12 protein-coding genes are annotated in these 13,275 nt (G+C 66.8%); 6 read left to right on the forward strand and 6 right to left on the reverse strand.

Features of this window, described 5'->3' with window-relative positions; all coding sequences use genetic code 11:
- The first annotated feature begins 128 nt into the window (after positions 1-128).
- The 6 genes from ACEYYA_RS02335 to ACEYYA_RS02360 all read left to right on the forward strand — a co-directional run bounded on the left by ACEYYA_RS02335 (position 129) and on the right by ACEYYA_RS02360 (position 8,898).
- Positions 129-3,530 (forward strand): hypothetical protein, encoded by a 3,402-nt coding sequence (locus ACEYYA_RS02335; protein ID WP_374797155.1) that lies wholly within the window; start codon positions 129-131, stop codon positions 3,528-3,530.
- A 38-nt stretch (positions 3,531-3,568) separates the two neighbouring features.
- Positions 3,569-4,612, forward strand: a complete 1,044-nt coding sequence (gene queA, locus ACEYYA_RS02340; protein WP_374797157.1) for a tRNA preQ1(34) S-adenosylmethionine ribosyltransferase-isomerase QueA — start codon at positions 3,569-3,571, stop codon at positions 4,610-4,612.
- 85 nt (positions 4,613-4,697) lie between these two features.
- Positions 4,698-5,993 carry an MFS transporter gene (locus tag ACEYYA_RS02345; RefSeq protein WP_374797159.1) on the forward strand — a complete coding sequence of 432 codons (1,296 nt, stop codon included), beginning with the start codon at positions 4,698-4,700 and terminating at the stop codon, positions 5,991-5,993.
- Positions 5,956-6,558 carry a DUF924 family protein gene (locus ACEYYA_RS02350; RefSeq protein WP_374797161.1) on the forward strand — a complete coding sequence of 201 codons (603 nt, stop codon included), beginning with the start codon at positions 5,956-5,958 and terminating at the stop codon, positions 6,556-6,558. The genes ACEYYA_RS02345 and ACEYYA_RS02350 overlap by 38 nt, the downstream gene beginning before the upstream one ends.
- A gap of 49 nt (positions 6,559-6,607) precedes the next feature.
- The gene (gene lpdA, locus ACEYYA_RS02355; protein ID WP_374797163.1) at positions 6,608-8,002 is read left to right on the forward strand and encodes a dihydrolipoyl dehydrogenase; all 1,395 of its coding nucleotides are present in this window, start codon (positions 6,608-6,610) and stop codon (positions 8,000-8,002) included.
- 98 nt (positions 8,003-8,100) lie between these two features.
- Entirely contained in the window at positions 8,101-8,898 is a 798-nt protein-coding gene (locus ACEYYA_RS02360; protein WP_374797165.1) for a nucleotidyltransferase domain-containing protein, read from the forward strand.
- Positions 8,899-9,234: 336 nt separating this feature from the next.
- On the opposite strand, the gene ACEYYA_RS02365 is transcribed toward ACEYYA_RS02360, so the two are convergent.
- The 6 genes from ACEYYA_RS02365 to ACEYYA_RS02390 all read right to left on the reverse strand — a co-directional run bounded on the left by ACEYYA_RS02365 (position 9,235) and on the right by ACEYYA_RS02390 (position 13,247).
- Positions 9,235-10,077, reverse strand: coding sequence for a DNA adenine methylase (locus tag ACEYYA_RS02365; RefSeq protein ID WP_374797167.1), 843 nt, complete (start codon positions 10,075-10,077; stop codon positions 9,235-9,237).
- Positions 10,078-10,127: 50 nt separating this feature from the next.
- A complete protein-coding gene (locus ACEYYA_RS02370; RefSeq protein WP_374797169.1) occupies positions 10,128-10,349 on the reverse strand; it encodes a hypothetical protein in 222 nt (73 codons plus the stop codon).
- Positions 10,333-10,803 carry a hypothetical protein gene (locus ACEYYA_RS02375; RefSeq protein WP_374797171.1) on the reverse strand — a complete coding sequence of 157 codons (471 nt, stop codon included), beginning with the start codon at positions 10,801-10,803 and terminating at the stop codon, positions 10,333-10,335. The genes ACEYYA_RS02370 and ACEYYA_RS02375 overlap by 17 nt, the downstream gene beginning before the upstream one ends.
- Positions 10,800-11,402 carry a vWA domain-containing protein gene (locus tag ACEYYA_RS02380; RefSeq protein WP_374797173.1) on the reverse strand — a complete coding sequence of 201 codons (603 nt, stop codon included), beginning with the start codon at positions 11,400-11,402 and terminating at the stop codon, positions 10,800-10,802. Before ACEYYA_RS02380 ends, ACEYYA_RS02375 begins: the two co-directional genes overlap by 4 nt.
- The gene (locus tag ACEYYA_RS02385; RefSeq protein WP_374797175.1) at positions 11,399-12,178 is read right to left on the reverse strand and encodes a hypothetical protein; all 780 of its coding nucleotides are present in this window, start codon (positions 12,176-12,178) and stop codon (positions 11,399-11,401) included. The genes ACEYYA_RS02380 and ACEYYA_RS02385 overlap by 4 nt, the downstream gene beginning before the upstream one ends.
- A gap of 370 nt (positions 12,179-12,548) precedes the next feature.
- On the reverse strand, positions 12,549-13,247 hold the full coding sequence (locus ACEYYA_RS02390) for an XRE family transcriptional regulator (protein ID WP_374797177.1): 699 nt from the start codon (positions 13,245-13,247) through the stop codon (positions 12,549-12,551).
- Positions 13,248-13,275: the final 28 nt, after the last annotated feature.

Raw genomic sequence — 13,275 nt, forward strand, 5'->3', positions numbered from 1 at the left:
GGTGTTTGCCTTTTCATGCCCGCCGCGCGAAAAGGGATCAAGGGCGCGAGGCACGCGCCGGGCCGCAGGGCCAATCGATCACGACCCGGCCCGGCCGGGCCAGACACAGGCAGGCTGCGCAGGTTCAGATGGCACAGGGACAGGCCGCGCCGGGCGGCCCCGACAAGCCCCCATCGGGTGCTGCCCTGCGGCGGCGCGGTCTGGTCAACCGCTGGACGGCGGGGCGGCTGGTGGTGTTCCTGTTCGTCACCCTGCCGATCATCGTTCTGTCGGCGGTGATTGCCGGGCTGATCCTGACCGGCCAGCCGCTGAACGTCCCTGCCCGCCTGACCGCCCTGGCCGAGGAGCGCGCCACCCAGGTCATGCGTCAGACCCTGGGCGAGGGGGTCAGCCTGCGCGCTCATCGCGGCGCCGATCTGGTGCTTGAGGCGGGGATGGTGCCGCAACTGCGGTTGCGCGACATTGATCTGATGGGGCCGGGGCAGGGGCGGTTCCTGCGCATCGGCGATCTGCGCGTCAGCCTTGATCCGGGGCGGCTGCTGGTCGGCCAGGTCGCCCCGCGTCAGGTGGTGCTGCGCGATGTGACGGTGGATCTGCTGCGCGACCGCGACGGGGCTGTGGTGGTGGCGGGCCATGACGGTGTGGCGGCGCTGCCGGGGGGGATGCGCTTTGGCGGCGGGCCGCAGGGGCGTTCACCCGGTCTGTCGGCGCTGCGGCAGGTGCTGGCCGCGCCCACCCTGGCCGCGCTGCGCGATGCCCGTGTCGAGGGGCTGGACCTGCGCCTGATCGATCAGGCCAGCGGTCAGCAATGGCAGGCGCGCGATGCGCGGCTGTCGATGTCACGCCGCGCGGGCACCGCCGAGGCGCGGGCCGAGGCCGACCTGTGGGAACTGGGCAGCGATGCGGCGCGCCCGGCGGGGCGGCTGACGGTCTCGCTTGCGGCCAGTGAAACCGGCCCTGCGGCGCGTCTTCAGGCCAGCCTGCAAGACGTTTCGGCACCGGCACTGGCGGCGCAGAACCCGGCGCTGGGCTGGCTGGCACTGGTCGATGCGCCGGTCTCGGGCGTGCTGACGGGGGGCGTCGATCCGCTGGGGCAGGTGGCGCCGATGGACCTGACCTTGCGGCTGGGGGCGGGCACGATCCGGCCCGGCGGCGGGGCCGCGCCGATCACGCTGAACCGGGCGATGGCGCGGCTATATCTGGACCCCGCCCGCGCGCGGCTAAGCCTGCGCGATCTGGAACTGGACAGTCGCGCGCTGCGGCTGAAGGGGGCGGGTCACGCCGATCTGACCGGCCCCGACCCGATCAGCCCTCAGGCCCTGGTCGGCCAGATCCGGCTGTCGGATGTGGCTGCCGATCCGCAGGGCGTCTTCGCCACGCCCGCGCGGTTCGACTATGGCCTGGCGGACTGGCGGCTGCGGCTGGACCCCTTGCGGCTGGACATCGGCCAGATCGCCCTGGGCGCGGGCGAGGAACGGCTGACCGCCGCCGGGCAGTTGCGCGCCGACGATCAGGGCTGGTCGGGGGCGCTGGATTTCCGCGCCGGGCAGATTTCGCTGGATCGGCTGCTGGCGCTGTGGCCGGTCGAACTGGCGGGCAATACCCGGCAGTGGCTGGCCGAGAATGTCGCCACCGGCCTGTTGCGCGACGCGCGCGGCGCGCTGCGGCTGGCATCGGGTTCAGAGCCAGTGCTGTCGCTGGCCTATGCCTTCAGCGGCGCCGAGGTGCGGCTGGTCAAGACCCTGCCGCCGGTGCAGGGCGGCGCGGGCTATGCCACGATCCAGGATCACGCGCATGTGCTGGTCGTCGATCGCGGTGCCATCGCCGCGCCGGGCAGCGGCGATCCGATTGACGTGGCGCGCACCGTTCTGTCGGTCCCCGACATCCGCGCCCGTCCCGCCCAGGCCGAGGCCGATCTGCGGCTGGCCGCCTCGATCCCTGCCGCGCTTGAGCTGCTGGACCAACCGCCCTTCGAGGTGCTGCGCAAGGCCGGTCAGTCGCCGCGCATGGCCACCGGGCAGGCCCGGCTGCGCGCCCGCGTCAGCCTGCCGCTGCTGGCCGAGGTGCCGCGCGACCGCATCGACTTTCGCGTCGATGGCACGCTGTCGGATGTGACCTCGACGGTGCTTGTGCCGGGCAAGACATTGACCGCCGACAGCCTGGACCTGCGCGCGCGGCGCGGCGATGCGCTGCGCATCAAGGGGCGCGGGCGGCTTCAGGGGGTGCCGTTTCAGGCCGAATGGTGGCACGGCTTTGCCGCCGCCGACCGCGGCCGCGCGCATTTGAAGGGCACGATCGACGTGACCCCGGCGGCGCTGTCGGCCTTTGACATCGACCTGCCCAAGGGCATGGTGACGGGCAAGGGCAGCGGGCGGCTGACCATCGATTTCATCAAGGATCAGCCGGGGCCGTTCCGCTTTGCCACCGACACGACGGGCCTGCGCATGGCGATCCCGCAGATCGGCTGGACCAAGGACGCGGGCCAGAAGGCCGAACTGGTGGTCGAGGGCGCGATCCTGCCGCGCCGCACCGGCCTGCCCACGCGCATCGACCGGCTGGCGATCCGCGCCCCCGGCCTGCGGGCCGAGGGGCCGATGGTGCTGCGCCGCAAGGATCAGGGCGGCGGGCTGGAACGCGCCGATCTGGGGGCGGTCACGGTGGGCGACTGGTTCAATGGCGCGGTGCGGCTGACCGGGCGCGGCGCCGGGCGCCCGCCCGCCGTGGCGATCACCGGCGGGCGCGCCGATCTGACCCGCGCGCCGCTGACCCGGATGACCCCCACCGCGCCCGGCGCGCCGCCGATGCCGGTGCGGCTGGACCGGCTTCAGGTCACGCGCGGGATCTTTCTGACCGATGTGACCGCCGATCTGACGGCGGGCGCGGATGGCAGCCGTGGCCCGTTTCGCGCCGCGCTGAATGGGCGCGCGCCGGTCAACGGCCAGATCACGCCGGGGCCTGATCGCCGCGCCAGCGTTACGCTGGGATCCGACGATGCGGGGGCTGTGCTGGCGGCGACCGGGATCTTTCCGCGTGCCACCGGCGGGCGGCTGGCGCTGCAACTGGATCCGGTGGCGGGCGGGCCGGGGCGGTATGACGGGCGCGCGGTGATCACCGGCCTGCGCGTCGCGGGTCTGGGCGCGCTGGCGACGGCGCTGCCCGGCGGCACCGATCCGGGGCAGGGCGGCACCGCCTTTGACCGCGCCACCGCGCGCTTTCGCATCACCCCGAACGCCATCGAGATCACCGAGGCCGCCGCCATCGGCCCGACGCTTGGCATCTCGGCCGCCGGGCTGTTTCTGACCCATGACGGCGCGCTGCATATCAAGGGCGTCATCTCGCCTTTGTTCGGGCTGAACCCCGGTGGCGCGGCCAGCGGCGAGGCGCTGATCGGGCTGACCTACAAGCTGCGCGGCACGGCGCGCGCCCCGAAGATCAGCATCAACCCGGCCTCGATCCTGGCGCCGGGGGTGCTGCGCGACCTGTTCCGCCGCCCCGCGCCCACGCTGCAAAACCTGCGCCCCGCCGGCTGACGCCTTGACGGCGCGGGCGCTGCGGCCAACAAGGGCGCATGAACCTTTCGGATTTCGACTTTCACCTGCCCGAGGCGCTGATCGCCACCCGTCCCGCGCGGCCGCGCCCGGCGGCGCGGCTGTTGCTGGCCGAGGGCAACCGCATCACTGATCGGCACGTCGCTGACCTGCCGCAGATCCTGCGCCCGGGTGACCGGCTGGTGCTGAACAACACCCGCGTGATCCCGGCGCGGCTGACCGGCACCCGCACGCGCCCCACGCCGCAAGGCCCGGCGACCGCGAAGGTTGAGGTGACGCTGCTGGAACCCGTCGAGGGCGGCGACTGGCGCGCCCTGGCCAAGCCCTTGCGCAAGCTGAAGCTGGATGAGGTGATCGACTTCGGCCCGCATCTGTCGGCGCGCATCACGCAGATCGGCGCCACCGATCTGGTGCTGCGCCTGATCGCCGATGACGTGGCGGCGGCGCTTGATCGCGTGGGCGCGATGCCCCTGCCGCCCTATATCGCCGCGCTGCGCGCCCCCGACGAACAGGACCGCGCCGATTACCAGACGGTCTTTGCCCGCCATGCGGGGGCGGTCGCCGCACCCACGGCCAGCCTGCATTTCGATGCGCCGCTGCTGGCCGAACTGGCCGCCATCGGCGTGCAGATGACCGAGGTCACGCTGCATGTCGGCGCCGGCACCTTCCTTCCGGTCAAGGTCGAGGATGTGACCACCCACAAGATGCATGCCGAATGGGGCGAGATCACCCCCGAAGCCGCCGCCCAGATCAATGCCACCCGCGCAGCGGGCGGGCGGGTGATCCCGGTCGGCACCACCGCGCTGCGGCTGATCGAAAGCGCCGCCGACGATCAGGGCCAGGTCCAGCCGTTTCGCGCCGCGACCGACATCTTCATTTATCCCGGCTATCGGTTCCGCGTGGCTGATGGGCTGATGACGAACTTTCACCTGCCGAAGTCGACCCTGCTGATGCTGGTCGCGGCGCTGATGGGCAAGGATCGCATCGACCGCATCTATGCCCATGCCATCGACCGGGGCTATCGTTTCTTTTCTTACGGTGATTCGTCGCTTTTGCTGCCTTGATGTCGCAAACGTGTCTTGCTCAGGCAGGCGGCGTGGCTAAGCAGCGGGCTTTATCCGAACCCGGTGACAAGGCAGGGACCAAACCATGATCGGCGTGTTGCGCAGCACCTGGCCGCTGCTTCTGGGGATCCTGTTCCTGATGGTGGGCAACGGGATGCAGGGCACGCTTTTGGGCGTGCGCGGCCAGATCGAGGGCATCTCGACCTATGAGATGTCCTTCGTCATGTCGGCCTATTTCGCGGGCTTTCTGGTCGGCTCGCGGATGATCCCGTCGATGATCCGCCGCGTCGGCCATGTGCGTGTGTTCGCCGCGCTTGGATCGCTGATCTCGGCGGTGCTGATCGCCTATGCGGCCTTTCCGCACTGGATCGTCTGGACGCTGATGCGCGTCATCATCGGCTTTTCCTTTTCCGGCGTCTATATCACCGCCGAAAGCTGGCTGAACGCGGGCGCGACCAATGAAAACCGGGGTCAGGCGCTGTCGGCCTATATGATCGTGCAGATGCTGGGCATCATCGCCGGGCAGGGGATCATCACGCTGGGCGATCCGGGCGGGTATCTGCTGTTCGTGATCCCCTCGATCCTGGTGTCGATCGCCTTCACGCCGATCCTGCTGTCGGTGCAGCCCGCCCCCGCCTTTGGCGAGACCCAAAGGATGAGCTTTGCCCGCCTGTTCAGCGCCTCACCGCTGGGGGTGGTGGGCATGTGCCTGATCGGTGGGGTATTCTCGGCCCTGTTCGGGATGGTGTCGGTCTGGGCGATGCAGGCGGGGTTGAGCATCGGGCAGACCTCGGCCTTTGTCGCCTCGATCTATGTGGGCGGACTGCTGGCGCAATATCCGATCGGCTGGGCCTCCGACCGGATGGATCGGCGGGTGCTGATCCTGGCGCTTGCGGTGCTGGGGGCTTTGGTCATGGTGCTGGCGGCGATGGTCGCGCTGCCGTTCCTGGCGCTGATTGCCGTGGCGCTGATCGTCGGCGGCGTGGCCAACCCGCTGTATTCGCTGCTGATCGCCTATACCAACGACTTTCTGGACAATGCCAGCATGGCATCGGCTGCGGCGGGGCTGATGTTCGTCAACGGGCTGGGCGCGATCAGCGGGCCGGTGGTGACCGGCTGGCTGATGGAAAGCCTGGGGACCGAGGGCTTCTTCATCTATCTGGCGATCCTGTTCGCCTCGCTGGCGGGCTATGCGGCCTGGCGGATGACGCAGCGCGCCGCGCCCGCCGTACAGGATACCGGCGCATTCGCCGTGATCTCGCCCGTTGCGACCGCCATTGCGGTTGAAACCGCGCTGGAGGCCGCGCAGGATGGGGCCGACAGCAGCCATGGGGGCGAAGCGGATGGCGGATCACAGGGCAGCGGCGGACGCGATCAATGACCTGTGGCTGAACCGGGTCGGGCCGAAGGGCTGGTATGCGCGCGATGATGCCGTGGACGCCGCCGTGCGCGATCTGGCGCAGGGGCTGTGGACGCGGGTTCAGGCGCAGGGCCTGCCAGATGACTGGCCACGCGATCCGAAGGGTTGGCTGGCCGCGCTGATCCTGACCGATCAATTCCCGCGCAACATGTTCCGCGACGATCCGCGCGCCTATGCCAGCGATGCGCTATCGCGCGATCTGGCGCGCGGGGCGATCGACGCGGGGGCCGATCTGGCGGTCGAGGGCGCGCCGCGCCAGTTCTTCTACCTGCCCTTCATGCATTCCGAGGCCTTGGCAGATCAGGATCGCGCCATCGCCCTGTTCGACGACCGCCTGCCCGGCGACAACCAACGCCACGCCCGCCTGCACCGCGATGTCATCGCCCGCTTTGGGCGTTTCCCCTGGCGCAATGCCGATCTGGGCCGCGCGACCACGCCCGATGAGGCCGCCTTTCTGGCCGCCGGAGGCTATGGCGCGATGGTGCGCGGGGCTGTCACGCTTGAAGGTAGCGGCAACATAGTTTAACGCTGAACCAGTTTGTGACGCGGCGTCATTGCCGTCTGGAACGGAGGAGTTGATGGCCCAGAATTTCGATATGGTGGTGATCGGCGCCGGACCCGGTGGCTATGTCGCGGCGATCCGCGGCGCGCAGCTGGGCCTGAAGGTCGCCTGTATTGAACGCGAACATCTGGGCGGCATCTGTCTGAACTGGGGCTGCATCCCGACCAAGGCGCTGCTGCGGTCGGCAGAGGTGTTCCACTTGATGCACCGCGCCAAGGATTTCGGGCTCAAGGCCGATGGCATCGGCTATGACCTGGACGCCGTTGTGCAACGCTCGCGCGGGGTGGCCAAGCAACTGTCGGGCGGCATCGGCCATCTGCTGAAAAAGAACAAGGTCACCACGATCATGGGCGAGGCGCGCCTGACCGGCAAAGGCAAGGTCAGCGTCAAGACCGACAAGGGCACGGATGAGGTGACCGCCAAGGCCATCGTCCTGGCCACCGGCGCGCGCGCCCGCGAATTGCCGGGGCTGGAGGCCGACGGCGATCTGGTCTGGACCTACAAGCACGCCCTGATGCCCAAGCGCATGCCGAAAAAGCTGCTGGTCATCGGCTCGGGCGCCATCGGGATCGAGTTCGCCAGCTTCTTCAACACGCTGGGCGCCGACACCACGGTGGTCGAGGTGATGGACCGCGTGCTGCCGGTCGAGGATGCCGAAATCAGCGCATTTGCGAAAAAGGCCTTTGTCAAACAGGGCATGAAGATCCTGGAAAAGACCACGGTAAAGAAACTGGACCGTGCCGGGGGCAAGGTCACCGCGCATCTGGAATCGAACGGCAAGACCGAGACGGCCGAGTTCGACACGGTGATTTCCGCCGTCGGCATCGTCGGCAATGTCGAGGGGCTGGGGCTTGAGGAGCTGGGCATCAAGATCGACCGCACCCATGTCGTGACCGATGAATATTGCCGCACCGGGGTCGAGGGCATCTATGCCATCGGCGACATCGCGGGGGCGCCCTGGCTTGCGCACAAGGCCAGCCATGAGGGCGTGATGGTGGCCGAACTGATCGCCGGGGGGCATCCGCATCCGATCAAGCCGAACACCATCCCCGGCTGCACCTATTGCCATCCGCAGGTCGCCAGCGTCGGCCTGACCGAGGCGCGCGCCAAAGAGGCCGGTCATCAGGTCAAGGTCGGCCGCTTCCCCTTTGTCGGCAATGGCAAGGCGATCGCGCTTGGTGAACCCGAGGGCATGGTCAAGACCATCTTCGATGCCAAGACGGGCGAGCTGCTGGGCGCGCATATGGTCGGCGCCGAGGTGACCGAGATGATCCAGGGCTATGTCATTGGCCGCACGCTGGAAACCACCGAGGCCGAGCTGATGGAAACCGTCTTCCCGCATCCCACCCTGTCGGAGATGATGCATGAATCGGTGCTGGATGCCTATGGCCGCGTGATCCATATGTGACGCCATCGACCGGCTTTTCAGGCCCGCCCGGCGCTGCCCGTGGCGGGCCTTTTGCTGTCCGGTCTTGCCGGGCGCTGCGGGGCGCGCAAGGATGGGCCATGCGCTGTCACGACCCCATCCCGCCTGCCATCCGCACCCGGATCGATGCCGAACTGGCCGCCATCCGCGCCACGGGTGTGCGCATCCTGTTCGCCGTGGAAAGCGGCAGCCGCGCCTGGGGCTTTCCCTCGCCCGACAGCGATTATGACGTGCGTTTTGTCTATCACCACCCGCGCGACTGGTATCTGTCGCTGGTGCCGGGCCGCGACGTGATCGAACGCCCGATCAGCGATGAGCTGGACATCAGCGGCTGGGATCTGCGCAAGGCGTTGAACCTGTTGCTGAAGCCGAACCCGACGCTGCTGGAATGGCTGTCCAGCCCGATCCGCTATGCCTGGGATGATGCGGCCTGCGCGGGCCTGCGCGATCTGGCGGCCCGCATCGGCCACCGCGCCGCCTGCGCCCATCACTATCGGCAGTTGGCCCTGGGCCAGTGGCGCCAGCATATCGACGGGCAGGACCATGTGGCGATCAAGAAATACTTCTATGTCCTGCGCCCGGCCTTGGCGCTGCGATGGCTGCGGATGCGGGGCGATCTGGTGCCGATGCGGCTGCAAGATCTGATGGCGGGGACCGATCTGCCGGCGCCTTTGGCGGGGGCGATCACCGATCTGGTGGCGCTGAAGGCCCAGACGCGCGAGATGGGCAAGGGCGCGCGCCTGCCCGATCTGGACGCGCTGATCCTGTCGGAGCTGCACCACCCCCATCCCTGTAGGGGGGGACTAACTTTGTCAGTAAACGGACGCCCCGCCATAACCAGCGCAAGAGCCGGACAAGTAAGGGAAAAACCGGCGTGAACGGTAGAATGGCATCCGGACGGCGATGAAAGTCTGGAGGTGAAAACCGGTCAAAACCGCGCATCGACCGCGCACCTAGGCGACATTCACCCGACAGAAACGAGCATCGGCTAACGTCCAACAAACATTGGACAAAGCGGGCCGTCAGGATGCTGGCATAAGGCTGATACTACCCCAGATGGCCCTTGTGGCGAGTGGAAATGAAGAGGGGGTTTCGGACAGTTGTGACCGAAACCCCCTCTGAGTGTCCGAAACCTCCGATATCCCGCAAAATAAGGTCTTTTAGGCCTACAAGCCATCGCCGTTCCGCCGGGGAGTTTCGGACATCGGAAAGTGTCAGGACCGCCCCTTATCCACAGCTTCCTGACACCCCGGCAGCGTCCAATTGGCGATCAGTAGCTCGGCCCGGCTGCCGGGCGCATCGTTGCGCGTGCCGCTGACCGTATAAGTGGTGCGGACCTCGGTCAGGTGGAAACCGGCGAAGATCGCGCGCACCTCGGGCACGTCGTTCAGCGACAACACGAACCGCCCTTTGATCTCGGCGAGCTGCTCGGCCAGGCGCTGGAAGTCGGCCCTGGCGAACATGGCCTTACCGTAGTCGTCCTCGCAGCCCCAATAGGGCGGGTCGAGGTAGAACAGTGTGCCTTCGCCGTCATAGCGCGGGATGAAGGTCGACCAGTCCAAGCACTCGATAACCACACCCGCGAGGCGGCTGTGCAGATCCTCAAGCATCGGCTCAAGCGTGGTCAGGTTGAACCGGCCGCCGCGGGTCTTGTCGACACCGAAGTTGCGGCCCGAGACCTTGCCGCCGAAGGCTGTCCTCTGGAGGTAGAGGAAGCGCGCTGCGCGCTCGAGATCGGTCAGCGTCTCAGGGTTGACTGCCACCAACCGCTCGAACTCGGCGCGCGTCGTCAACTGGAAACGCAGGGTGTCGAGGAACTGCGGGTAGTGCCTCTGCAGGATGCGGAACAGGTTGGCGATGTCCCGACCACGGTCGTTGATGACTTCGGCCCTGGGCCGCGCCGTGCGCCGCAGGAAGATGCCGCCCATGCCGACAAATGGCTCAGCATAGGTGGCGCAGTGTGTGGCGTCGAGGACGGCGCAGATGCGGCGCGCGAGGTTGCGTTTGCCGCCCAGCCATGGGGCGACGGGGGCGGTCGGGGCGATCGGTGTGAGCATGGTTATTCCTGTTAGGTGCAGGCAGAACTTAACAGGAACATTCAAGGTGGTCAGCTACCTGTTTTGAACGCGCCCGCGTGGTCTACCCACGTCATCGCGCGGCGTAGCGCGGGCTCGTAGGTCACGCGACCTCCGTCCAACCAGCGCGATACGGTCACGCCCTGCCGCGCCCCGAAAATCTTTGCAACGGCATAGGCAGACAGATCGTGCCGAACCATCCAGTCGCCCAGCACCTCGGCAAAGAGGCGAGGATCGTCAATCGGCGCGATCATTGCTATACTCCATCCAGGCCCACCCGAGGCATCGGCTAAAATCGCCGGTCCACAGCAGCGCCTCCGGGTGCATCAACGCAGTCGGCTCGATCCGATCGGCGACCCAAGGCGCCGGTGGCGGTAGCGCGGCGGTAGTCGCCAAGGAGGCGGGTGATTTATCGTGCAGCACCCGCCACAGGCTCATAGCGACCCTCGCCTTAGGCGCCACGCCGATTGTGATAATCGGCACCCGCCGCTCCCATGGGCCGCGCCAGATGGTTGCGATCAACGCTCGCCCCATTGTAGTCGCATTGAGCAGCCAGACACCGTCGTCAATAGGCAGGGCTGGATGCCCGCCCATGATCGCGGCATCCAGCAGGTCAGCAACTGCGGCAACGGCGTCGTCGGTCACGTCTGCCCGCTTTTGTCGCGCGACGTGACCGGTCAGCAGTGTGACATGGTGCATGTAGGTCATTTGGGGACCGGAAGGGCAAGAGACCGCACGGCCCGCGAAAGCTGTTCTGGCGCCGCCCTGAAACTGTGGCGATGAACACGGCCGCCACCCCGCGCCAGGCGCCGCATGAAGGCGGCGCCTTCGCGGTCTCCGTCCGGTCCACAATAGATCACGTCAATCTGGCAGGAGAGCCGCGCGGCGGCGTCCAGGGCCGCACGCGGATTGTCGGGATGACCGTCACTGACCACGAGAACGTGGGTCGGCTGCCGGGCTGCGACATGATTGAGCGCGGCATGCAGGGCGGTGGACCCGGCGGGCGGCGGCAGCGCTGCCCCATGTGGGACATCGACCGCCTGCCACGAGAACGCCACAACGTCGACCGATGGCGGCAGAGTAGATAAGGCCTGCCGAAGGACGTCGATCTTGCGCAAAGCACCGGCATTTTCGGCCATGCTGCTGCTGACGTCTGCCAGGACGACGCGCAGATCGCCCCGCGCGGCGCGGGCCGCAGCTTGCTGCGTGGCACCGGTGGTTGGCGGCAGGGTGGTGGCCGCACGGCCGATGACCGCGGCGAGCGCCGGGGGCAGAACCGCCCCCGGTTTCTTTGTGGTAATGCTCATTTAGGGGCCTCATTTTCATTGTCCCAGGCGGTCATCAGGGCGTCGATTTCGCTGCGCACTGCCTTGCGCGCTTCGGTGACTTCCTTCCATTCCGGCGTGGACATGTTCACCTGGTGGAAACTCTCGACCCCCAGCTTAGCGGCGACGGCAGCTTCCGCCTCGCGGACCGGTGCCATTTTGGTGTAGATCAGCGTGTCGTGGTAGACTTTGCGGCGCTCGGCATGCTCTTTCTGGGCATTCAGGACGGCCACTCGGTCCAGCAAATCTTGAGGATGCGCAGGGCTGGCGTATTTCAGGTTGGCCGCATAGTCGCAATCAAGCCGCAAACCGTCAATGAACGCCTGGGCGGCATGTTTGCAGATGATCTTCACGAGGCCGGCATCTTTAGCTTCGGCCTGGCTTCCGGCCTCAACCGTCAGCGTATCCGGCGCGAACTTGGTGCCACCTGTCACATAGAGGCAATACTTCAGGGCATCACGCCGCCTGCGATCGCCGCCAGGATTTTCCAGATAAACGCGGGTTTCATCTTGATTGGTCGCGCGCCAGACGTTGAGTGTCCAGCCACTACCAAGGTGGCATGTCACCATGCGACCCAGCCAGGCTTTGGCGGCCCAAATGGCATCCTGGTCTTGGGTTACTCGAGCGGTGGCAGCGGCAATCGCTGCCTTGGCCGCGTCCACCACAGCGGGGCTGCGGTTCGCCATTTCGAGCGCGATGGCCTGCGCCAGGTCGACGAGTTGGTCGTCGGTCAGCGCGTCAAGTCCAAGGTTGGTCATCTGCCTGTCTCCTGCCCCTCGATCCGGCGGGGCGCCCGCATCAGCGTCTGCTGATAAAACATAAATAGGTGATTAGATCACCGTTGCAAGCGGGAAAATGCAGATTGCCCGAAAATAATGTAGCTCACCCACAGCCCATCACCGTCGCGAGTGGTTGCCATCCGAAACCGCGCTGCGAATATCAGTCAGCAGACCCACGATATGATCCGCCACGCGTGCCGCGACAGCAGCTAGGCCGAAACCGACGGCTGCCACAATCATGAGAGGCAATGTCCCATCCAGATACTGTGCGGCGCCAGCGAGGCCGGACAAGATCATTCCGATCATAAGTAGCCCGTAGGTGACTTTTAGAAGTGGCATGTGAGGCGTCCTATGGAGTTCGGCAAAAATAAACGACCCGGCCGATCACGCGCAACTGCGCGAGGGCGTCAGGACCGAGGGTTTCAGGGGCGTAGGCGGTGTTGTCGGAGATCAGGTCGATCAGCCCGTCCAGGCGGCGGCGGACACGCTTGACGAGAAGGTCATCTCCGACCCCGATCACCATGATGCAGCCGTTGGATACTTCGCGCTGACTGCTGTCGACGACGAGGATCGATCCATCGGGGATCGTGGGCATCATGCTGTCCCCGCGCGCCCAGATGACCGAGCAGCTTTCTGGAGCGGCGCCTTGGTCCTTCAGGAACCGGCGCTGGAAGCTGACAATGCTCTCAGCTTGCTCTGAGATCGGAACAGCCCCTGGACCAGCCGATGCGCGCACTCCGTCGTAAACCGGCAACCAAACCATCCCAGCCTCTTCGAGGCTTATATTCCCCGCTCCGCCTCGGAACATCTCGCCTTCGCCGCTGACAAGCCAGTCGGCAGATGCGCCAGAAGCCGCCCGGTATCTTTTGATCATATCGGCATCAGGAACACGGTCGCCACGTTCGTAATTCCCAATCGTGTTGGGGGCGATACCTGTAAGTGTCGCGAAGTGATCACGATCATCTCCGCAAATAGCCTCTCGCACCTGCTTCAGGCGAGCAGCCAAAGCTGTGCGCGGCGCGACTGGAGGTCGTCCCAAAAATCTCACGCGATCTTCACGATTGGGGTTTACTCGA

The sequence above is a fragment of the Paracoccus zhouxuedongae genome, assembly GCF_041927815.1.
Classification (GTDB): domain Bacteria; phylum Pseudomonadota; class Alphaproteobacteria; order Rhodobacterales; family Rhodobacteraceae; genus Paracoccus.